Origin of the sequence: Mesorhizobium sp. M0663 (assembly GCF_040320585.1) — a bacterium.
Lineage (GTDB): Bacteria > Pseudomonadota > Alphaproteobacteria > Rhizobiales > Rhizobiaceae > Mesorhizobium.
This window is the reverse complement of sequence record NZ_JAMYPX010000027.1, coordinates 1-23,257: the sequence shown is the minus strand read 5'-3', so window position 1 is coordinate 23,257 and position 23,257 is coordinate 1. Positions and strand designations below refer to the sequence as shown.

At 63.8% G+C, this 23,257-nt stretch carries 9 protein-coding genes and 1 pseudogene; 5 read left to right on the top strand and 5 right to left on the bottom strand.

The annotated features are described in order from the left end of the window. Positions 1-52 precede the first annotated feature (52 nt). The 5 genes from NKI54_RS29365 to NKI54_RS29345 all read right to left on the bottom strand — a co-directional run bounded on the left by NKI54_RS29365 (position 53) and on the right by NKI54_RS29345 (position 12,367). A complete protein-coding gene (locus NKI54_RS29365; RefSeq protein ID WP_023675848.1) occupies positions 53-1,210 on the bottom strand; it encodes an ABC transporter permease in 1,158 nt (385 codons plus the stop codon). 11 nt (positions 1,211-1,221) lie between these two features. Further along, complete coding sequence (locus NKI54_RS29360) at positions 1,222-2,256, bottom strand: ABC transporter permease (RefSeq protein ID WP_023675847.1); 1,035 nt, start codon at positions 2,254-2,256, stop codon at positions 1,222-1,224. A gap of 221 nt (positions 2,257-2,477) precedes the next feature. After that, entirely contained in the window at positions 2,478-4,130 is a 1,653-nt protein-coding gene (locus NKI54_RS29355) for an ABC transporter substrate-binding protein (protein WP_352693141.1), read from the bottom strand. A gap of 261 nt (positions 4,131-4,391) precedes the next feature. Beyond that, positions 4,392-10,442: a translocation/assembly module TamB domain-containing protein gene (locus tag NKI54_RS29350; protein ID WP_352693139.1), complete on the bottom strand. Its 6,051-nt coding sequence runs from the start codon at positions 10,440-10,442 to the stop codon at positions 4,392-4,394. Then, a complete protein-coding gene (locus NKI54_RS29345) occupies positions 10,442-12,367 on the bottom strand; it encodes an autotransporter assembly complex protein TamA (RefSeq protein WP_352637282.1) in 1,926 nt (641 codons plus the stop codon). Before NKI54_RS29345 ends, NKI54_RS29350 begins: the two co-directional genes overlap by 1 nt. A 273-nt stretch (positions 12,368-12,640) precedes the next feature. Here NKI54_RS29345 and NKI54_RS29340 point away from each other — a divergent pair. The 5 genes and pseudogenes from NKI54_RS29340 to cysT form a co-directional block, all read left to right on the top strand. After that, positions 12,641-18,120 (top strand): annotated as a pseudogene (locus NKI54_RS29340) (alpha-2-macroglobulin family protein). 262 nt (positions 18,121-18,382) lie between these two features. Continuing rightward, entirely contained in the window at positions 18,383-20,473 is a 2,091-nt protein-coding gene (gene pbpC / locus NKI54_RS29335) for a penicillin-binding protein 1C (protein WP_352637284.1), read from the top strand. 42 nt (positions 20,474-20,515) lie between these two features. After that, positions 20,516-21,214 (top strand): M15 family metallopeptidase, encoded by a 699-nt coding sequence (locus tag NKI54_RS29330; protein WP_352621236.1) that lies wholly within the window; start codon positions 20,516-20,518, stop codon positions 21,212-21,214. A gap of 218 nt (positions 21,215-21,432) precedes the next feature. Continuing rightward, positions 21,433-22,461 (top strand): sulfate ABC transporter substrate-binding protein, encoded by a 1,029-nt coding sequence (locus NKI54_RS29325; RefSeq protein ID WP_023675840.1) that lies wholly within the window; start codon positions 21,433-21,435, stop codon positions 22,459-22,461. A gap of 18 nt (positions 22,462-22,479) precedes the next feature. Further along, the coding region (gene cysT, locus NKI54_RS29320) for a sulfate ABC transporter permease subunit CysT (protein ID WP_352693137.1) at positions 22,480-23,257 on the top strand (778 nt) is incomplete at its 3' end.

Genomic DNA, 23,257 nt, shown 5'->3' with positions numbered 1-23,257 from the left:
ATCCTTGTTCTTCAGGCATGTCGGGCCGAACCCGGCATCGATCTTCCCGGCATCAATCTTTCATAGACTGTTCGCGCAACGAATCCGCCAGGAGGTTGAGGCCGAGCACGAACGACATCAATGCGATCGTCGGCGGCAGCGCCGGGTGGATGAAGGAGCGCAGCAGCCGGCTGGCATCCTTGATCGCCGTGCCCCAGTCCGGGCTTTCCGGCGCCAGTCCCAGCCCGAAATAGCCGAGCGTGCCGAGCAGGATCGTGGTGTAGCCGATGCGCAGGCAGGCGTCGACGATCAGCGGCCCGCGCGCATTGGGCAATATCTCCCACAGCATGATGTACCAGGGCGATTCACCGCGCGTTTGTGCCGCCGCAACATAGTCGCGCGTTTTGATATCCATGACCAGGCCGCGCACGATGCGGAACACGCCGGGGCTGGAGGCGAACACCACCGCCACGAAGATGTTGAGCTGGTTGGGATCGATGTGGATGATCTTGAACGGATCGGCATCGAAGACAAGGCCTGCATAGATCCAGCCGCCAAGTACCAACGTCAGGCCAAGCAGGATATAGAGGCGGTCGGGGCGGTTCTTGTAGCGCGTCCAGAACAGCACACTGAAGAAGATGATCGGAAACAGGAAGAACAGCCCTGCCATCGCGTAGGGGATCGGCGTGTCCATGATGCCCGGCGTCACCAGCAGGTAGAACAGGAGGATCACCGGGAAGGCCAGCACAAGGTTGGCGAGGAAGGACAGCACCGTATCGATCTTGCCGCCATAATAGCCGGCCGGCAGGCCGAGCGTAATGCCGACCATCAGCGCAAAACCGGTCGCCGCTGGCGCGATGATCAGCACGATCTGGCTGCCATAGACCATGCGCGAGAACACGTCGCGGGCGAGCTTGTCGCCGCCGAAATAGTATACAAGTTTCGACGCCGGCTCGATTGCGCCCGGCAGCGCGTCCTTCATGATCGGCACTTGGGCGAGCGGATCGAAGGGCGAGATGGTCGACGCGAAGATCGCCGTAAACAGCCAGAACAGGCAGATGCCGACGCCGACGATGCCGACGCCGCTGTCGAAAAGCTGGCCGTAAAGGCCTAGCTTCTTCTTGTAGCCGAAGCTCGCCCCCATCACCAGGGCGAGAGCGATCCAGACCGGCCAGAAGCGGGTAAGCACGCCGAGTACGACGTTGAAGGCGCTGAGATATTCGACCTGCATCCGCCGGTCTCCTATTGAACTCTGATGCGCGGATTGAGAAACGCGTAGCCGACATCGGAGATGAGCTGTGTGATCAGGACGATAAACACCGAGACCAGCGAGCAGCCGAGCAGAAGATCGATGTCGTTGTTGCCGGCGGCCTCGACCAGCGTGTAGCCGAACCCCTGGTAGCGGAACATCACCTCGACGATGACGACGCCGGTGAGCAGCCAGGGGAACTGCAGCATGATGACCGTGAATGGCGCGATCAGCGCGTTGCGCAGAGCGTGCTTTATCACCACGCTGCCGAAGGAGAGGCCCTTCAGCCGGGCGGTTCGGATATATTGCTGTGTCATCACCTCCACCATCGAGGCGCGGGTCATGCGAGCGATGTAGCCGATGCCGTATATCGCCAGCGTCATCACCGGTAAGGTGAAATTATAGAAGGTGATGCCCTGGCTGGCCGAGGCCGCCGAACCGTTCAGCACGCCGAGCCAGGAGGCAAAGATCACGGTGAAGATAACGCCCGAAACATATTCGGGCGTCGCCGTCGAGGCGATCGAAGCCACCGACAATGTGCGGTCGGTGCGTGAACCCTCGCGCATGCCGGCGAGAATACCGATCAAAAGCGAGATCGGCACCATTACGGCCAGCACGCAGAGCATCAGGATGCCGGTGGCGCTGAGCGCCGGAAAGAGTTTCGAAGCGACCGTCGTCTTGAACTTGGTCGAGCAACCGAAATCGCCTTGCAGGATGCCGGAGAATGTCGGCACGACCGGATCGTTGCAGAAGGAGAAACGCTGTGCGGGCTTGCCGGTCGCCGGGTCGGTCACCGGCTGCTTGGGCATGATGCCCAGCCATTGGCCGTAGCGGATAAAGAAATTCTGCCGATAGCCATGGTTGACCAGCCAAGCCTCAAGCTGCTCGGCGGATGTGTGCATTTCGGTCTGGCTGATCGCGAGCTTCTTCAGATTAGGCCCGAGATTGACCAGGAAGAAGACGATCATCGTCAGGCACAGCATCGTCAATGCCATGGTGCCGAGACGCCTGATAACGAAAGAAAGCATGGCGGTCCCCTGCCGGTCGGGTTGGGGGGTGGAACCGGTTTGCAAGCCGTGCGCTGCCGCCAGCGGCAGAACAAGCCTTCAGACCAGTCCCAGATGCAATACCCTTTTTATTGCAGACCCAGGCCGAAGAGTCCGCAACTTTTTGCTGCGCCGACTTCCGGTCCAAGGACCATGCAAAGAGCGAGGGAAAGGGGCGAGACGCCCCTTTCCGGATCGTCCGGTCAGGCCTGCTCGAGCCAGACCTTGCCGTAGTCGCGCTCGAAGGTCGGGTGCATCTTGTAGTTCTGCACCGCCTTGACCGAATGGCTGTAGAGCTTGCGCCAATAAGGCTGGATGATAATGCCGGAATCCTGCAGGATCTGCTCGATATCCTTCATCATTTCCTTGCGCTTGGCGGCGTCGGCAACTGCGAGCGCAGCGTTGAGCTTGGCATCCCACTCCGGATTCGACCAGGCCGTCTCGTTCCAGGCCTCACCTGTGCGATAGCCGATCGCCAGAACCTGGACGCCGAGCGGCCGCATGTTCCAGTTGGTCATCGACAGCGGATACTTCGTCCAGTCGTTCCAGAAGGTCGAACCCGGCAGCACCGTACGCTTGACCTTGATGCCGGCGTCGCGCATCTGCGCGGCGATCGCATCGCCTGTGTTCTTGTGCCAGTCCTCGTCGACCGTGATCAGTTCGTGCTCGAAATCGGCCTGGCCGGCTTCGGCCATCAGCGCCTTTGCCTTGGCCGGGTCGCGAGCAATCTTCGGCAATTCATAGTATTCCGGATGGATCGGGGCGACATGGTGGTTTTCGGCAACCGTGCCGGCATTGCCGTAGCCGAGCTGGAGGACGACATTGTTGTCGACCGCGAGCTGCAGGGCGTTGCGAACCTTCTGGTCGCCGTAAGGCTTGTTGGCCACATTGGTGCGGCAGACGATCGTCGAGGCGGTGACGACCTCGGACTTCGCCAAGTCCATGCCGTCGAGGATCGACACATAGTCGGCCGAGGTTTCGAAATTGGTGTGCACTTCGCCTGCTTCGAAGGCGCTGACCATCGCCGCCGGATCGGTGCCGTAGTCGATGAACTCGATGCCGTCGAGGAAGACGTCACCATCCCACCATTTGTTGTCTTCGCGGCGCTTGTAGACCACTTTCTGGCCGACATCGTAGGAGACCAGCTCGAACGGCCCAGTGCCGATCGGGCAGGACTTGAAGTCGCCGCCTTTTTCGTCGAACGTCTTGTGGACGATGAGGCCGGGATAGTCGCACACGTTGGGAATGAGGGCGATATCCGGCTTGCTGAGCGTCAGCTTGATCGTGTGGTCATCGACCTTGGTCACCGCGCTCTCATCCAGCTTGTCGTCCTTGACCAGCGAACCGAGGCGACCCGGCATGGAATTGCCTTCGGCCTTCTTGTCGGCCCAACGCTTGAGGTTGAAGATGACGTCGTCTGCGGTGAACGGATCGCCGTTGTTCCAGGTGACGCCTTTGCGCACATGCAGCGTGTATTCGGTGGCGTCGTCATTCACGTCCCAGCTCTCCAGCAGATAGGGGCGGAACGTGTATTCGGTGGTGTATTTGACCAGCGGCTCGAGCGCCTGGCGCTCGGCATTGGCGATTTCCGACCAGTCGGACTTGCGCGGATCCTTCGGATCCTTAATCCATTGCGCGACCTTCAGTATGCCGCCTTTCTTGCCCTTCACCTCTTCCGCCTTGGCCGGCGTCGGGTCTGCAAGGCCAAGCATGCCATAGGCCATCGCCGTCGAGGCGCCGAAGACGCTGGCGAGAGCCAGAAATTCGCGACGATCCATCTTGCCTGCCTTGGCATCTTCGGCCATGGCCAGGATGTGATCGGGAACGCGGTCGCCGTTACTCTTGTAGATCGTCATGACTAACTCCCATTGTTGGCTTTCTGCCTTTTAACATTCCGCATCCGCGCCATGATGTCAAAGACGGCACGGATTGGGAACATGCCAAGGAATGTGCAACTTTGAAAGCAGGGCGGTTCGCGCGATAACGACAGTCTTGGCGCAAATTTGCTACTGCGCCAGGGATTTCGTCTGAAATCTCAACGGGCAATTAAACTGGGACATTCGCCGCTGCGCCGCTCGTTCTTCAGGCAACCAGTTGTTCTGCGCGAACGGCCGGTTTCAATATTCCCGTTCGTAGAAAACACCGCCTTTGGCTTCGCCGGCGTCGGTTGCCTCGCCACGCAGCTTGACGCCGCGCCCAACGTCGAGATCGACGGTTGCCTTACCCGAGCCCGGCCTGTCGCCCTTCTGGATCGTCACATAGGTACGGTCGTTGAGATACTTGCCCGCCGAGACGGCGGTGCCACCCTGTTCATCGGTGATTACGTCGAGATCGTCGACGCCGATTGCGCTGCGCAGGTTCTGCAGCAGGGAGGTCGAGCCGCCGACGCCGGCCAGTTGTCCGGCAGCCTCGGCAAGCTGCGCGATCTGCAGCGGCGACAGGTTCGACATCGAACGGCCGAAGATCAGCTGCGCCAGCACCTCATCCTCCGGCAACGCGGGTACCGAGGAGAAGGTGAATTTCGGATTGTTCGCCTCGCCCGACACCACGATGGTCACGGTGGCGCTGGTCGTCTTCGATTGCGCCGTGAGATTGAGGTAGGGCACCAGAGAGCCGGAAAAGCCGACGGTGCCTTCGGTGAAGGTCAGCCGCTTGGCAAGGATCGTCAACCGCCCGCGCCGCAAGGTGAAGGTGCCGACCGCCTGGGGTGACGATGCCGGGCCGGTCAGCCGCAGCGAACCGCCGAGCTCGGCGTCGACACCCCTGCCCTGGATGAAGATCTGGCTCGGCGCATTGACTGTGACGTCGAGATTGAGGCCGCTGCCGCCGCCACCGCTGCTTGCAGCGGCCGGGCGCAACGCCTTGTCCTGCGCACGTACGGCGGCCGGCGCATTCTTGTGCTTGACGTTGAGCTCGGCCAGCGAGCCGGGCAGCTTTTCGGGTACGGTGATGACGGTCTTGGCCAAGTTGACGGTACCGGAAATCACCGGCGCGGAGATGAGCGGTCCCTTGACGGTCAGGTCGCCGCCAAGATTGGCAGTGACCACCTTGCCGTCGGTATAGCGGCCGTCGACGAGCTTGATCGACAGATCGGCTGGAAAACCCTTAGCCGGATCGATGCCGACGGTGCCGCTGGCCGAAAGGCTGCCGCGTGTCGACAGCGTGCCGGTCAGGCGATTGATCCTGGCCACGCCATTGCCGATAGCGACATCGGCAGTGATGTCGTTGATCGCAAGCCCCGAGCGCGCGTCGAGCAGGCGGGCGCCTGACGTGCGGACCGTGCCTGAGATCACCGGCGACGTCGCCGGGCCGCGCACCTGCACATCGACGTCGGCCGTGCCGCTCAGGGACAGGCCTTGCGCGGCGAGTGTCCTGGTGAGGAAGGCGAACGGCACCTTGCCGGAAAAGTTGAGATCAAGGGTGGGCCCGCCTGATGTCGTCATCGTGCCGCCGCCCTTGAGGCCGAGGCCGGCGGCATCGCTCATGTTGGCGTCGAAGGTCAGTCTGTTGCCCGAATACGTACCTGAGGATGAAACGCCCATGCCGCCGAAACCTGCACCACGGGTCTGCGACGTCTGAACGCCTGCGGCGTCGATCTTGAAGGCAACGGCCGGATTGGCCGGCGCGCCCGTCACCTTCACCGTGCCTGAGATGGAACCGGCGGCATCGAGGCCCGGCGAAAAACTGTTGGCTATCGAGATCGGGATGCGGGCCAGCGTCGCGTTGAGGTCGAACGCCTGCCCAGCCTTGCCCGTGACCGTCGCCGTGCCGCCGCCGAGGTTGAGCACCAGCCTGTCGAGGCTGGTCACTCCATTGGCGATGTTGATGGTCGAGGCCTGGGCGATGGCCGCCTTGATGCCGCGGATGGTCGCCTCGCCGGAGGCAAGTTCGACCGTCGTCGTGCCCTTGACCGCCTTGACCCGGCCGGCCGCCCTCAGCGGAATATCCTTGACGGTGGCGCCACCGGAAAAGCCGGTCCATTCGCCGTCGCGCTTGAGATCGACGTTGACGCCCCGAATAGCCGTGCCGCCGGAAGTTACGCTGTCGGCACGGATTTTGCCCGAGATCACCGGTGCCGCCAGATAGTTGGCGATCAGCGCGTCGATGCTCACGGCCTTGGCCGAGACATCGCCGCGCGAGATCGAGGCCGTCGTCGCCTTGACGGCGACTTGCGGCACGGTACCCGCCTTGGAGAAGGCGATCGTGCCGCGCACATCGCCATCGGCCTTTTCCAGTGCCAGGGCCGCAAGCGGACCGATATCGGGCAGGTCGAGCGCCACGGTGCCGGCCGGCAGGAAGGCATCGTCGAGCGCCAGGTCGCCGGAGATACGGTTCTTGCCGAGCGACAGCAAAAGTCCATTGATGGCGCGTTTGCCGTCCGATGTCGCCAGCGCGGCGCTGCCCTGCAGCGGTTGGCCGCCGACATTTCCGGTGAGTTGCACATTCGCAGCCGGGTTGGCGGCATTAGCCTTGCCGGTGGCAGTGAGCTTCAGACCGGTGATCTCGCGCGCCGCGACCGAAAGCCTGTCGCTGTTGACACTCAGCGACAGATCCGGCGCGGTGCTGGCGCCTTGCGCATTCAGCGCGAAAGAGATGGCGCCTTTGGCGTCCTTGGATAGCAGCGAGACGTCGCCTAGCGCGCCTTTGACGTCGGCGCTGAGCTTGTTGTCGGCAAGGCTCGCCTGGCCGTCTGCCGTCAGCGAACCGGACGACAGCCTGACGGTATTGGCGGTGACATTGCCATTGGCGTCCCGCTTCAGCGCGGCACTGAATTGCGTTCGCTCGGCGAGCACGCCACGTACCGCCCCCGGCAGTGCCGCCGAGGTGGCGTCCGCCCTGACATTGAGGTCGATGGCGCCGTCGGCCAGCGAGACCCGCCCGTTGAAGCCGCTGTTCAACGCGTCGCTGGTCACCGTGCCGCTATCGATGACGATGGTATCGGCGGCAAGGCTGCCGGCGAGCTTGGCAGTGATTTTCCCTGCAATCAGCGGCGCGACGGTCGGATTGTCGATGCCGAGTTTTTCGGCGGTCACCGAGCCAGAGATCGGCCCGGTCCGGGCTTTCACGTCGAAGCGATCGGAGTGCAGCGCAAGCGTGATGCCCTCGATCGTAGCTAGATTGGTGGCGGCCGATGGCAGCGTCGCGGAAATGTCGAGCTTCGGCTGGGCGCCCTGCCCGGCCGCCGTTAGCGATATCGCCTGTAGCTCGAGCTTGATCGGGCTCTCCTTGCTGCCAAGCGACAACGGCAGGCTCGGACCGGTAGAGGCCAGGTCGAGCGAAAAATCGCTGGCACCGTTCGGATTGATGGTGCCGGCTGCCTTGCCGGAGATTTTCTCGCCGGCAAGCGTCGCCTGCTCGATGGCCAGGCCGCTGGCCGACGAGAAACGGCCTGCCGCGTCGAGATCCAGCGGCCCGAGCCCAGCCTGCCGGGTCTGGCTGGTTTCGGCGCCGCTGAGCCGGGCGGTGAAGCGAATATCTGGGGCAGCCGACGATCCGGTGACCTGCGCGGTGCCGCTGAGCGCGCCGACGGCATCGAGACCCGGTGAAAAATCATTGGCAAGCGCTGCCGGCATCGCCGACAAGGTGGCAGCGAGATCGAGCGTCTGGCCGGCCGTACCCGACACGGCAACCGAACCACCGCCGACACCGAGCGCCAATTTCTCTATGCTCACCCTGCCATTGGCGATTGTCAGCGCTGATGGCTGCGCGACAGCTGCCTTGATGCCGCGGACGGTCGCCTCGCCCGAGGCAAGCTCGATGCTGGTGGTGCCGTTCGCAACCCTGACGCGCCCGGACGCGCTGGCCGGAATGCCGGCGACCGTGGCGCCGCCGCTAAAGCCGGTCCAGTCGCCATCGCGCTTCAGGTCGACATCGATGCCGCTGATCACCGTGGTTCCGGAGGTGATCGTGTCGGCCTTGATCTTGCCGGCGATTGCCGGTGCTTTGAGATAATTGGCGACCAGCGCGTTGACGGCGATTGTCTTCGCCGCCAGTTCGCCGCGCGAAATCACGGCGCTCGTCGCATCGATCGCGACCGTCGGCGCTCCGTTGTCGTTCGCAAAGCGGATGGTGCCGCGCACGTCGCCGGCTACCGACTGGCCTGCGAGTGCGGCCAGCGGAGCAATATCGGCGGCATCGAGGGTCAACGTGCCGAGCGGCAGCAGGTTGTCGTCGAGCCCGAGGTCGCCGGAGACGTTGTTGTCGGCTAACGAGACGGCAAGTCCATTGATGGAGCGCTTGCCGTCGGTTGTGACCAGCGATGCCTTGAGGTCGAGCGGCTGGTCGTCGACCGAGCCGGTCAGCGAGACATCGGCGGCGGGACTGGCGATATCGGCCTTGCCGCTCGCGCTCAGCTTGATCTGCTTCACCGCATGGCCGGACGCCGTCAGGCTGTCGCTGTTGGCCGAAACCGAGAAATCCGGTGCGCTGCGCGCGCCGCTTGCGGTAAGCCCGAAACCGACGGCGCCGCCGACCTTGGCGCCGACCAGCGGCGACAGCACCGACACGTCGCCCAGCGTACCCTTGATATCGGCCCGGATATCGGTGCCTTGCGCACTGGCGGTGCCGCTGGCGCTAAGCGTGCCGGAGGTGAGTTGCAATGCGTTGGCGGCGAACGCACCGTCCGGGTCGCGTGTCGCGGTTGCGGAAAACTGCACGCGCTCGCCGAGAACCGAGCTGATTTGCGGCGGCAGCGCCGTCGAAGCCGCGTCGGCATTCATCTTGAGCGTCATCGACAGATCGGCAAGCGCCACTGTGGCTGTTACGGACGCGTTGAGCGCGTCGCTGCGTAGCGTGCCTTCGTCGACGACAATCTGTTCCTTGCTGACGGAGCCGGCGAGACCGGCGCTGACCCTGCCCGTTATCAGCGGCGCCAAAGTCGCGACGTCGGTGTTCAGGCCGGCCGCCGTCAGCTTGATGGTGACCGGCCCGCTACGGTTCTGAATGTCGAAACCATCGGAATGCACTTGCCCGATCAGGTCGTCCACCCGCGTGCCGCCCGCCACCACCGAGACCAGCGACGCGCCGATATCCACCATCGGCGCCTTGCCATCGCCGAAAGCGCGGGCCGTGGCATCCTTGATTGCCACGGTTATCGGTTGCGCCTCGCTGCCGAGGCTGAGCACGATCGGCGGCCCCTTTGCGGCGAGCTTCACCGAAAGGTCGCTGGCGCCGTTCGGATCGACAATGCCGGCGGCGGTCGCGTGCAAGGCGCCGCTGTCGATATTGGCGCGCTCGACATCGACGCCGCCGGCCGCGGTCGCCGTGCCGGCGAGGTCGAAGGTGGTCTTGCCGGCAAACAGCGGTTTCAGGGTTTCGGGCAGGAAGCGCTCGAATTCGCCATCGCCATTGGCCTCGACATAATGACCCTTGTCGGTGAGCTGATGGCGACCGGTAAGCTGGGTGACGATCCGGCCGTCGACAACGAAGGTCCCGATGCCATTCCAGTTGGCGAGCGGTCCAGTGCCGGAAACGACAATGTTGACCGGCGGCGCGCCCGGCAGGTTGAGCAGGTTGGCGATGATGCCGCCGGCCGGCTCGGATGCCTTAAGGTCGAGGTCGAGCTTGTTGTCGGCCGGCGCGAAATGGGCTTTGGCGTCGACCGTGCCTTGCTTGCCGTCGTGGCGAACGATGTTGAGGTTGGTCTCGATCGCCAATGGTGAGGCGTCCGCCTTGAGCGCTCCCTTGGCTGCAAGTTCGGCGACACCGCTGCCGGCCAGAGCCTGCCCGAGCGCGATTTCGGGAAGGTCGAGTTGCCTGACGTCGATGGAAACCGGCAGCGTCGTCGCTCCGCTTTGGCTCGACTGTGTATTGGCCACCGGCAGCCTTGCCAACTCGATACGCTCGGCCCCAATGCGATCGGCGCTGAAGCTCTTCGACAGGAGTGCCAGCGGCGACCAGTCGACGGCCACGTTGCGCGCCACCATCCAGGCGCCTTCGCGATCCTCCAGAACGACATGATCGAGCCTCAGCGCGCCCGACCAGATACCGTCGATGCCGACGACAGTGACCTTGCGATCACCGGTCGAGGCCATGGTCGAGATGATGCCGGCAAGGTTTTCGCGGCCGCGCTCGGTTTTGGTCAGCACGACGAGCGCCCCCACCGCCGCTGCCACGACGATGAGCAGCGTGTAGAAAAGGATACGGAGGATGCGCCTGAATATTGCCATCAGAATGCCTGGCCGATGCCGGCATAAATGCCGAAATGAGGATCGTCGGGGCCGCGGTTGAGCGGCACCGCCGCGTCGACGCGCAGCGGCCCGAACGCCGTCAGATAGCGCAAGCCTACACCCGCGCCGACCTTCATGTCCGAAAAATCGGGGACCTGCCTGGTCGACACCGTGCCGGCATCGACGAACGGCACGACGCCGATCTTGTCGGTGACGGCGATGCGCATCTCGACCGAGGTCTCGAAGAACGAAAGCCCGCCGATCGGCTCTCCATTGCTGTCCTTCGGGCCGATGCCTTGATAGGCATAGCCGCGCACCGAACCGCCGCCGCCTGAGTAGAAGCGTCGATCTGCCGGAACATCTTGAAGACTGGCGCCGATGATAGAGCCGATGGCGACACGTTCGGCGAAAACGAATTTCGAGGCCGAATCGAGTGACTGGTAGGCCGACCCCTCGCCCTTCAGCTTGACAAACGCAGCCCCGCTCAAAATGTCGTAGCTCGGCTCGCCATAGGCCAGCACCCTGAAGCCCCGGGTCGGATTGAGCTTGCTGTCGCGATTGTCGTAGACATATTGCAGTGGAATGCTGGCGATCAGATAGGTGTGCTTGCCGAAAGCGTCGTGGATCCTCGAATAATCCAGCGCGACTTGCGCGGAAACCGTCTGCTTCTTGTCGAGTTCGTAGGATAGGCCGGTGCTGCCCTTGACCGAGAAATGGTCGTAGGCGTCGGGGTGCTCCAGCACGGTATTGACGCTGGCAATGAATTTCGACGCCGGCCCGATCACGCCCGGCTTTTCGAACATGACGCCGGCATTGTAATTGAGCTGGGTCAAGTCGTTGCTGCCGATGCCGCTGATCTTGCCGTCGATGCGCAGCTTTTCGGCGCGGCCAAACAGATTGCGATGCCCCCAATAGCCTTCGAGGCCCAGCCCTTCGGTGTTTGAGAAGCTGCCGCCAATGCCGAAATAGCGCGGCTTGCGTTCGCTTACCTGGACACCGATCGGGATGTTGCCCTCGGCGTCGAGGGCGTCGGCTTCCTTCACCGTCACGCTGTTGAAGACCTCGAGCCCGAGCAGCCGGTCGCGCGCATCGTCGATCTCATCGGGCGAATATTGGCGCCCGCGCTTAAGGCCGGTCATATATTCAGTGAAGTCGCGGTCGACGTTTTCCGTGCCCTCGACAGTGGTGTCGCCATAGCCGGCGACCGGGCCGGCCGCGACGGCAAGCGTCACGTCGAGCGTCGAACCGGCGTGCTCGGCGACGATCTCGCGGCCCGTCACCTTGGCCAGCGGCCTGCCTTCTTGCTTGAGTGCCCGCACGATCGCCGCCTCGGCCTTGAGCACGGCGCCCGAACTGGCGTCACCGCCGGCGATCAGGCCGAAATCGGCACTTGCCAGCCCCGCCGCATCGCCTTCCAGTCTGATGTTGCCAAGCGTGAATTTCGGCCCGGCTGCTATGCGTATCACCACCGGTATCGGCTGCGGACCCGAAAACTCGGCATCGGGCGGCAGATCGTCGAGCGGCTTGCCCTGAATAGTGATGGTGACGACACCCTCGTAGCGGGCGTCAGTGTAGAGTGCGGCAACAAGTTGCTCACGGTCACTGCGCGCCTTGGCCAGCAGGCCGAGAGAACCGGATACCGGGTGTTCCTCGTCGGCCTTCAGCGCCGAGGCGTTTTCGAGCTTCTCGGCGAGATCCTTGTCGGCGTCCGGCGCCTCGATCGTCACCGCATAGCGCAGCGGGTCGACGATATCGGCATCTTCGTCTTTGGATCCCCACAGCTTGATGCCGAAAATCTCGAAGGCTGCCGCACTTCCGGTTTCGGCAACAAGTGCCGTAGAGCACAACAATGCGAAAAGCAGGGCGCGCGAAAGCGCGCGCCGTGGCGCGGTTCCTCCCGACATCTGCCTTTCATACGCCGGCATTACGCTCCTAGCCTAGCTCGCAAACCTAAAATTGGAATGAAGTTCTGAAGCACTCGTAAAGGGGCCACAATCCAATTGCTGAAATAGACAGGGCTTGGAACTCACACCTTCTGCGTCGCCGCAAGAAAGCGTGATCCCCTGTCCTATGGAGCTACTACCGGTCACCGGCCGGAAAGCAAACCGTTGGCAGGCGGATCCTGCCGCGTCCCGATGTTGACAAGCGCGACTGAAGCTTGAAGATTTCTGGACGTAAGCACTTGTCTGGAGGGGTTTATGGCAATGCGCGCGGCTCGTGGTCTATCGATTCTTTTCCTTCTCTTTTTTGCCTGGAGCGGTGTCGCGCAAGCGGCCGAAGCCCGGCGGGTGGTGACATCGGACAATTCCGACTATTTCGGTTTCGATCTCAGATCCGACCAGAATGTCAGCCTCGACCAGTGCAAGACCACCTGCCTCGGCGACCCGGCCTGCCGCGCCTTCACCTACAACCTCAAGGCCAAATGGTGCTTCCTTAAATCCGATTACAATTCGTTGAAACCCTTCGGCGGCGCCGTCGCCGGCAAGATCGTCAACATCGATGGCGATCCCGACATCGGCGCGCCACCCGAACTCGCCTTCTTCCCCAACTGGATGGCCGACCAGGCCCAGCAATACCGCAACAAGCTCACTGGCCCGACCTACACCAAGCCGACAGAAGGGCTGACGGCGCTGAGAGCCGGCGCCGAACAGTCGGCGTTGACGGGCGATCATCGCTCGGCCATGCACAAATACGAAGCGGCGGTTTCGGTGTTGCCTTATGATGGCCAGCTCTGGCTCGAGCTGGCGCGCGAAACGCTTGCCGTCCATCCGACCGCCAACAGCTCGGAGCCGTCGACCCTACCGGCGAACGCCACTTCCGCCGCCTTCAACGCCTACAAATTGCTGCGCACCACCAAGACGCGCGCCGACGTGCTGGCGCTGCTCGGGGACGGCCTTGATCGCCGCGATCTCTACAGGCCGGCCCTGCAGGCCTACGAGGCGAGCCTCGCTCTCGTCAATTCGCCGGCAGTCAGGGCCGCCTATCAGGATCTCAAGGCCCGCAAGGGCTTCCGCGTCATCGATCATACCGTCGATGCCGACACCAGCGCGCCACGCATCTGCGCGCAGTTCTCCGAGGAACTGGTCAAGACCGGCGTCGACTACTCGCAGTTCGTTACTGTCGACAACGCCGCTCCCAAGGGCGTCGAAGCCAAGGACAAGCAGATCTGCGTCGAAGGACTCGAGCACGGCCAACATTATGACGTGACCTTCCGCGCCGGCTTGCCGGCCGCCATTGGCGAAGTCACCGCGGCACCGGTGGTTCTGTCGATCTACGTGCAGGACCGCGCGCCTTCGGCCCGCTTCACCGGCGACAGCTTCGTGCTGCCCGCAGGCGCACGCCGCGGCATACCGGTCGTCACCGTCAACATGAATGCCGCCGAAATGAAGCTCTTCCGCATCGGCGACCGCTCGCTGGCCCAGCTTCTGTCGGGATATCAGTTCCTGCGCCAGCTTGACGGCTACGACATTTCGAACATCTCCGAACAGATGGGCGAGCCGGTCTGGCAAGGCCAGCTCGACATCGCCAACGACCTCAACAAGGAAGTCACTACCTCCTTCCCAATCGACGAGGCTTTGCCGAAGCGCAAGCCCGGCGTCTATGTGCTGACCGCACAAGCCGTCAACGATCGCAGCGACGACTATGATTCGCACGCCACGCAATGGTTCGTCGTCTCCGATATCGGCCTGTCGACCTATACCGGACAGGATGGGCTGAACGTCTTTGCCCGTTCGCTCGCAACCGCCAAGCCGATCGCCGGCGCCGAGCTGACGCTGCTGGCCAGGAACAATGAAATCCTCGGCACCGCGACCACCGACGCGGAAGGGCGGGCGGTGTTCAATCCCGGCCTGACGCGCGGCGACAGCGGCATGGCCCCGGCCGTGCTGATGGCCAAACAGGGCGACGACGATTTCGTCTTCCTCGATATGGGCCGCGCCGGCTTCGACCTGTCCGACCGTGGCGTCGCCGGACGGCCGGCACCTGGCGCGCTCGACGTCTATGCCTGGACCGAGCGCGGCATCTACCGCGCCGGCGAAGATGTCCATGTCGCGGCTCTTGCCCGCGACAGTGCCGCCAAGGCGGTCGAGAACCTGCCGCTGACCTTCATCTTCTCGCGGCCCGACGGCGTCGAGGACCGCCGCATCGTCAGCGACGGCGCATCGGCCGGCGGTCACGCGGTCGACCTGCCGCTGGAACCCAACGCCATGCGCGGCACCTGGACGGTGGCGATCCATACCGATCCCAAGCAGGCGGCGGTCGCCAGCCAGATGTTCCTGGTCGAGGACTTCGTACCGGACCGCATCGAGTTCGACCTGTCCTCCGACAAGCAGGAGATCGCGCAGGGCGAGACCGCCAACATTACCGTCGACGGCCGCTTTCTCTACGGCGCGCCGGCCGCGGGCCTCGCGCTCGAAGGCGAATTGACGCTGTCGACCGCCCGCGACTGGGACCGCTTCAAAGGCTATTCCTTCGGTCTGGCCGACGAACAGTCGGCGGAACCGACGGTGACGCCCTTCACCGGCCTGCCGGTGGTCGGCGAGGACGGCAAGGCGACCTTCCCGGTCTCGGTCGATCAATTGCCATCCACCACCAAGCTGGTCGATGCAAAGGTCACTGTCAGGATGCGTGAAACCGGCGGCCGTGCCGTCGAGCGCTCGCTGAATATCGGCATCCGCCCGCAGGGCCACATGATCGGCATCCGCCCGGATTTCGACGACGACGAGGTGCCGCAAGACGGCACGGCCAAGTTCAGCCTGATCGCTGTCGACCCAGACGGCAAGCGTGAGGCGCTGAAGGGCGCGCAGTGGTCGCTGGTCAAGGTCGAGCGTAGCTACCAGTGGTACCGCTCGAGCAACTCCTGGAACTATGAGCCGGTCACCTTCACCAAGGCGGTGGCCAACGGCCAGGTCGACCTGAGCGCCGATGGCGAGGCGACGGTGTCGCTCCCGGTCGACTGGGGCCGCTACCGGCTCGAGATCGAGACAGCGGATCCGGAAGGCCCGGCCACCAGCTACGAGTTCGACGCCGGCTGGTATGTCAGTTCCACCACCACCGAAACGCCCGACGGCCTCGAGATCGCCCTCGACAAGGATACCTATGCGGCGGGTGAAGTGGCCAAGCTCAAAGTGTCGCCGCACTTTGCCGGCGAGCTGCTCGTCACCATCGGCGCCGACAAGCTCCTGAAGACCGTCACCGCCAGCGTGCCGGCCGGCGGCAGCACCGTCGACATCCCGGTCGGCGACGACTGGGGTGCCGGCGCCTACGTCACGGCAACGCTGTTCAGGCCGGGCGATGCGCAAGAGACACGTATGCCGGCGCGCGCCATCGGCGTCAAATGGCTGAAGCTCGATCCCGGCTCGCGGAAGCTTGCCGTCAGCTTGGCGCCGCCGGACAAGACCATGCCGCGCCAGCAGCTGTCGATCCCGGTCGCCGTAGCCGGCGTTCAGCCCGGCACCAACGCCTATGTCATGGTCGCGGCCGTCGACGTCGGCATCCTCAACCTGACCAACTACAAGGTGCCGGATCCGGAGAACTGGTTCTTCGGGCAGCGCATGCTCGGTCTCGAGGTTCGCGACATCTATGGCCGGCTGATCGACGGCTCGCTGGGCACAACCGGTAAGCTGCGCACCGGCGGCGACGGCGCCAACATGCAATCGCAAGGCAGTCCGCCGACCGAAAAGCTGGTCGCCTTCTTCTCCGGCCCGGTCCAGCTCGACTCCGACGGCAAGGCGCGGATCGACTTCGACATACCGCAGTTCAACGGCACCGTGCGCGTCATGGCCGTCGCCTGGACAAAGGAAGCAGTCGGCCATGCCCAGTCCGACGTCATCGTTCGCGATCCGGTGGTGATCACCGCCGGCCTGCCGCGATTCCTGGCGCCCGGCGATTCCGCCGTCATGCGGCTCGACGTCGCCGACACCGACGGCCCCGCTGGCGACTACAAGCTGACCATCGACACGACGGGCGACCTGTCTACCCGCAGTGCCGCCTTGCCTGAAAAGCTGACGCTGGCCAAAGGCAAGCGGCAGACGCTGACCGTGCCGTTGATTGCGCAGACCGCAGGCAACGCCTCGATCACCATCAAGCTTGCGCATGCCGACGGCACCGCCGTCGAGCAGACGCTCTATGTGCCGGTGCGCCCGGCGCAACTACCGGTGACCACCCGCATGGTCGTCGACCTCAAGGGCAATGGCGGCGCGCTGCGCGTCGACAAGGAACTGCTGGCGGCAAGCCTGCTCGATGGCGCTTCGGTCAGCGTCGGCGTTTCGCAGGCGGCTGCCTTCGATGTACCGTCGCTGCTGATGACGCTCGACCGCTATCCCTATGGTTGCGCCGAACAGACCACCAGCCGCGCCATGCCGCTTCTCTACGTCAACGAGATGGCTTCCGGCATCGGCATGGCCAGCGACCCCGATCTGCATGGCCGCGCCCAGGACGCTATCTACAAGGTGCTGAGCTATCAGGCCTCGGCCGGCAGCTTCGGCCTGTGGGGTCCGGGTTCCGGCGATCTGTGGCTCGACGCCTATGTCACCGATTTCCTCACCCGGGCGCGCGAGCAGAAGTACGACGTACCGGCCCTGGCGATGAACCAGGCGCTGAGCAATCTGCAGAACGCGATCGGCTACGATCAGGACGTCCAGGATCGCGGCAGCGAGATCGCCTATGCGCTCTATGTGCTTGCCCGCAACAAAAAGGCCTCGGTCGGCGATCTGCGTTATTATGCCGACACCCAGCTCGAAGCCTTTACCAGCCCGATGGCCGTCGCCCAATTGGCGGCGTCTCTCGCGCTCTACGGTGACACCCAGCGCTCGGAGGCAACCTTCCAGGCCGCGCTGCAACTGGCCAAGTCGACGCCCGAATATGACTATTACCGGTCCGACTATGGCTCGCCACTGCGCGACGGCGCGGCGATCCTGGCGCTTGCCGCGGAAAGCAAGCCGGTGCCGACCATCGTGCCGGCGCTGATCCAACTAGTGACCAGGGAACGCGCCGACGCCAGGTGGACCAGCACACAGGACGAGTCCTGGATGCTGCTGGCGGCCCGCGCGCTGAAGGCCGGCATGATTCGATCGCGCTGACCGTCAACGGCGCACCGCATGCCGGCGGCTATTCGGACCAGATCGCCGGTGGCGACCTGGCCGACAGTCCGCTGACCATCGTCAACACCGGCAGAAATCCGCTGCAGGCGGTCGTCACCACCGTGGCTTCGCCGATCCAGCCTCTGCCGGCCGGCGGCAACGGCTTTACCATCAGCCGTACCTACTACAAGCTAGACGGCACAGAGGCCAACGTGACGGAGGTCAAGCAGAACGAACGCTATGTCGTCGTGCTCAAGGTTTACGAGCAGAACACCTGGCCTTCGCGACTGCTGATCAGCGACCTGTTGCCGGCCGGCTTCGAGATCGACAATCCGGGCCTGGTCTCCAGCGCCCAATTGACGAACTTCTCCTGGCTGGCGCAGACCGATGCCGCCCATCTCGAATTCCGCGACGACCGTTTCGTCGCGGCGTTCAATCCCAACGACGGCGACGGCGACCGCAACATCACACTCGCCTACGTCGTGCGCGCGGTGACGCCGGGCACCTACGCCCACCCGGCGGCAACGATCGAGGACATGTACCGGCCGCAATATTCGGCCCGCACCGCCACCGGCATGATGGAGGTCAAGGCGCCGTAAGGCAAAAAATGGCGGATAGGAATATGGCGATGGCGCCTTCGCAAAGGATTTTGCCAATCTTCAGCGATGCAGAAAGGGAGCCGAGGTCGCGGCCGGCTCTCCCTTCTCCCCTTGTGGGAGAAGGTGGCCTCGCGAAGCGAGGTCGGATGAGGGGTGTTCCAGCTTGGCACCAATAGCGCTCTCGCCAGCACCCCTCAACCGTCTTGGCGCTGCGCGCCAATCCACCTTCTCCCACAAGGGGAGAAGGAAGAAGGGCAGCGCCGTGCTCTCCAGAAAATTCCTGCGCCGAGCGGCCATCACGGGCATTTCCTTGGCCGGTCTCGCTGCAATCACCGCCGCCGCCCTCTGGCAGCTCGACCGCGCATTTCCGCCGCCGCTGCCGGCTGCTTTGACGGTCTCGACCGAGGTGCAGGACCGAGACGGCCAGCTGCTGCGCGCCTTCGCTACGCCGGATGGCTACTGGCGGCTCGCTACCAGCCTGGACCAGGTCGACAAGCAGTTCGTCGACATGCTGGTCACCTATGAGGACAAGCGTTTCTGGGATCATCAAGGCGTCGACGTGCTGGCACTGGCGCGTGCCGCCGGCCAGTTCGCGACCAGCGGCCATATCGTGTCCGGTGGCTCGACGCTGCCGATGCAACTCGCCCGGTTGATCGAACCGCGCGACAGCCGCAGCCTCGGCTCGAAGATCAAGCAGATGCTGCGCGCCCTCCAGATCGAACGGCGGCTTTCCAAGCGCGAGATCCTCGAACGCTATCTGACGCTGGCGCCCTATGGCGGCAATCTCGAAGGTGTGCGCGCGGCTTCGCTTGCCTATTTCGGCAAGGAGCCGAAACGGCTGACGGTCTCGGAGGCGGCCCTGCTCGTCGCTTTGCCGCAATTGCCGGAAAAGCGGCGCCCTGACCGCAACCTCGACGTCGCCCATGCCGCCCGCGACCGCGTGCTGACCCGCATGGTCTCGGCGGGCCTGCTCGGCGAACGTGAGGCCGCGCGTGCCGCGCTCGACGATGTGTCGGGGCTCCGGCGGACCTTGCCGGCGCTCGCTGCCCATGCGGCCTATACGATGCTGTCCAAGGCCATTCCCGGCCAGAAGCTGCAACTGACGATCCGCAAGAGTGTCCAGGAAGGGCTGGAGCAGGTGGCCAAGGATGCGGCCGCCAGGCTCGGCCCTCGCCTCTCGGTGGCCATGGTACTGGCCGATGCCCGTACCGGCGATATTCTTGGTGAGGTCGGCTCTGCCGATTTCTTCGATGCCAGCCGTTCGGGCTGGATCGACATGACCAAGGTCGTTCGCTCGCCTGGCTCGACGCTGAAGCCGTTCATCTACGGCCTCGCCTTCGAACAGGGCCTGGTGGCGCAGGAGATGCTGATCGAGGACAGCCCAGCCGATTTCTCCGGGTATCGGCCGAAGAACTTCGACATGGGCTATCAGGGCGATGTCAGCATCAGGCAGGCGCTGCAATTGTCGCTCAACGTGCCGGCGATCCGCGTGCTCGACGCGGTCGGCCCGGCCCGGCTGATGGCACGCTTTCGCCAGGCCGATGTGACCCCTATCCTGCCCGTCAACGAAGCGCCCGGCCTGGCGATCGGCCTCGGCGGCGTCGGGGTGACCCTGCGCGACCTGGTCCAACTCTATGCCGGCCTTGCCAATGGCGGCAAGGCACACACGCTGCATGACGGCACCGAGCCGGCGAATGCCGAACGCTCGACCACCACCATCCTCGACGGGCAGGCGACCTGGCAGATCACCGACATCCTGTCAGGCGTCAAGCCTCCCCAGGGTGCCGCCCAACGCGGCATCGCCTACAAGACCGGCACCTCCTACGGCTATCGCGACGCCTGGTCGGTCGGCTTCGACGGCCGCTACGTGCTCGGCGTCTGGGTCGGCCGCCCCGACGCCGGCGCTGTGCCCGGCCTGTCCGGCTATGTCTCGGCTGCGCCCATCCTGTTCGAAGGTTTTGTCCGTTCCAGCCTGGCCGCCGTACCGCTGCCGAGCCAGCCGTCCGGCGTCCGGCGTCCGAAGCGCGAGGAGCTGCCGGTGACGCTGACGCGCTTCGGCGCCGGCGCCGATGGGCTGGTACAGGCGATGCCGACCGAACCTGCGCCAACCATCATCTTTCCGCCCGACGGCGCTCGCGTCGATCTCGGCACTTCCTCGGCCGACCCCTCGCCGCTGGTGCTCAAGCTGCAAGGCGGCCGCGCACCATTCCGCTGGCTGGCCAACGGCAAGCCGCTGGTCGGCATCGACCGGCGGCGCACCGCGACCTGGCAGCCGGACGGCGCCGGCTATTCGACCCTAACCGTGATCGACGCGGCGGGACGCGCGGCCAGTGTGAAGGTTTTCGTCGAGTGAAAGTTTCCCTTGAATAATTTCCGGCAGGTGATTCAGGGGATTGTGTTTTACGTCTTGCTTTCGGCCGCCGGTACTTTCTCGGCGTCTGCTGACGCGCTGCCCGCCAGCTTTGTTCGGCTAGCCGACATCGATCCCAATATCCGGCAGGATATCCGCTATGCCGGCCTCGAAAATTTCCTGCATCGCAAGGTAAGCGGCTACGATGCGCCGGTATGCGTCCTCACCAGGCAAGCGGCGCAAGCGCTTTCGGCAGTGCAGAAAGCGATTGCCGCCGAAGGGCTGACGCTGGTCGTGTTCGACTGCTATCGCCCTGCGCGGGCTGTCTCCGACATGGGTGACTGGACAAAAACGAGTGGACCACCGGACCCGCAGTGGTACCCAAAGGTCAAGCGCAAGGATCTCATCGCCAAGGGCTATATCGGCGAACTGTCCACCCATTCGCGCGGATCGACGGTCGATGTCGCGATCGCGCGAGCCGACCGCAAGAGCGCTCCGAAACCGTCCTGCGGCGCGACCGATGCCGACACGCTCGATTTCGGCACGGGTTTCGACTGTTTCGATCCAGCGAGCGAAACGGCTCACCGATCCATAGCCAGTGAAGCGGCGGCTAACCGCAAAAGACTTGTCGAGGCGATGCGTGCCGGCGGCTTCAAGAATTACGCCCGCGAATGGTGGCACTTCACGCTGGAGAACGAGCCGTTTCCAAAAGAGCGCTTCAACTTTCCCGTTACCGCCGAATAGCCGGCCGAAACCTTCGGGCGCGACGCAGCCATTGCCGAAAAGCTAGCCGTCTCTAGATAATCGCGTCGGGAGCGCGATCATGGTCCATGCGGGGAAAATAGTTTCTCGCATCGCCGAAACTAGGCGAAAAATTGCTTCAATAGGCCAAAAAAGGCAACATTGAATGCATCTAAATTCTATCAATTCGGTAGATTGGCGCGAGTTCAACGGAGGCGGAAATGACCAAACCTCATTTCAGGAAACTGCTCGGCGCACTGGTCGCCACGTCTGTCCAGTTCGGCACGCTCGGTTTCGCGTTTGCCGACACCACCATTCTCAACGTGTCCTATGATCCGACGCGTGAGCTCTACAAACAATTCGACGAGGCCTTCACCGCCCACTGGAAGGCCGAGACAGGCGAGACGGTCACCGTCCAGCAGTCGCATGGCGGGTCGGGCGCGCAGGCTCGCGCCGTGATCGACGGCCTCGACGCCGACGTGGTGACGCTGGCGCTCGAAGGCGATATCAACGCCATTGTCTCGAAAGCGAAGAGGATCAATCCCGACTGGCGGACGAAATTCGAAAACAATTCGGCGCCCTACACCTCGACCATCATCTTTCTCGTCCGCAAGGGAAACCCCAAGGGCATCCATGACTGGGGCGATCTGGTCAAGGACGACGTCCAGGTGATCACGCCGAATCCCAAGACCTCCGGTGGTGCGCGCTGGAACTATCTCGCCGCCTGGGCCTATGCCAGCGCCAAGGATGGCGGCGACGAGGCCAAGACCAAGGAATTCGTCGGCAATCTCTATGCGCATGTCCCGGTTCTCGACACCGGTGCGCGCGGCGCAACCGTGACCTTCGCGCAAAAAGGGCTGGGCGACGTGCTGCTCGCCTGGGAAAACGAGGCCTATCTGGCGCTCGACGAGTTCGGCGCCGACAATTTCGATATCGTCTACCCGCCGACCTCGATCCTGGCCGAGCCGCCGGTCGCCGTGGTCGACGCTAATGTCGACGCCAAAGGCACGCGGAAAGTTGCCGAAGCTTATCTGAGCTATCTCTATTCCAAGGAAGGCCAGACGCTCATCGCCAAAAACCATTATCGCCCTTCGAAGCCCGAGTTGGTGCCGGCGGAGGACTTGGCCAAGCTGCCTGAGATCAAGCTGATCACCATCGACGACCCGCTTTTTGGCGGCTGGAAGAAGGCACAGCCTTATCATTTCGGCGATGGTGGTATATTCGACCAGATCTACAAACCGGCCCAGTAGCATTTAGATCAGGACGACATGACCACAGCACCCGCCAAGGCGGGGTGGCGATTCAGGCAGCCGAGCGTCATTCCGGGTTTCGGATTGACGCTCGGCTTCTCGCTTGCCTACCTCACCCTCATCATCCTCATTCCCCTGTCCGGGCTGATCTGGCGCTCGGCGGCGCTCGGCTGGACCGACTTCTGGGCGATCGTCACCGACCGCCGCACCATCAACGCGCTTGAAATCAGCTTCGGCACCGCCTTCATTGCCGCCGCCGTCAACGTCGTCTTCGGCACGATCGTCGCGTGGGTGCTGGTGCGCTACAGCTTTCCAGGCCGCCGCATCGCCGATGCCATGGTCGACCTGCCCTTCGCGCTGCCGACGGCGGTTGCCGGCATCGCGCTGACCACGCTTTACGCACCGAATGGCTGGATCGGAAGCCTGCTGACGCCGCTCGGCATTAAGGTCGCGTATACGCCGCTCGGCATCGTCATCGCGCTGGTCTTCATCGGTCTGCCCTTCGTCGTGCGCACCGTGCAGCCGATCATGGAGGAGATCGACAAGGAGGTCGAAGAAGTGGCCGCCACGCTCGGCGCCAATCGCTTCCAGATCATCAGCCGCGTTCTACTACCCGGACTGGCGCCTGCCATCGTCACCGGTTTCGCGCTGGCCTTCGCGCGCGGCGTCGGCGAGTACGGTTCCGTCATCTTTATCGCCGGCAACCTGCCGTTCAAATCCGAGATCGCGCCGCTTCTGATCGTCATCCGGCTGGAGGAATATAATTACGCCGCGGCGACCGCGATAGCGGCGATCA

What these genes read in the sequence shown, in the direction of transcription:
- NKI54_RS29360 (WP_023675847.1), bottom strand. Translation starts at nt 2,256, where the DNA reads ATGCTTTCTTTCGTTATCAGGCGTCTCGGCACCATGGCATTGACGATG.
- NKI54_RS29325 (WP_023675840.1), top strand. Translation starts at nt 21,433, where the DNA reads ATGACCAAACCTCATTTCAGGAAACTGCTCGGCGCACTGGTCGCCACG.
- NKI54_RS29355 (WP_352693141.1), bottom strand. Translation starts at nt 4,130, where the DNA reads ATGACGATCTACAAGAGTAACGGCGACCGCGTTCCCGATCACATCCTG.
- NKI54_RS29350 (WP_352693139.1), bottom strand. Translation starts at nt 10,442, where the DNA reads ATGGCAATATTCAGGCGCATCCTCCGTATCCTTTTCTACACGCTGCTC.
- NKI54_RS29345 (WP_352637282.1), bottom strand. Translation starts at nt 12,367, where the DNA reads ATGCCGGCGTATGAAAGGCAGATGTCGGGAGGAACCGCGCCACGGCGC.
- NKI54_RS29365 (WP_023675848.1), bottom strand. Translation starts at nt 1,210, where the DNA reads ATGCAGGTCGAATATCTCAGCGCCTTCAACGTCGTACTCGGCGTGCTT.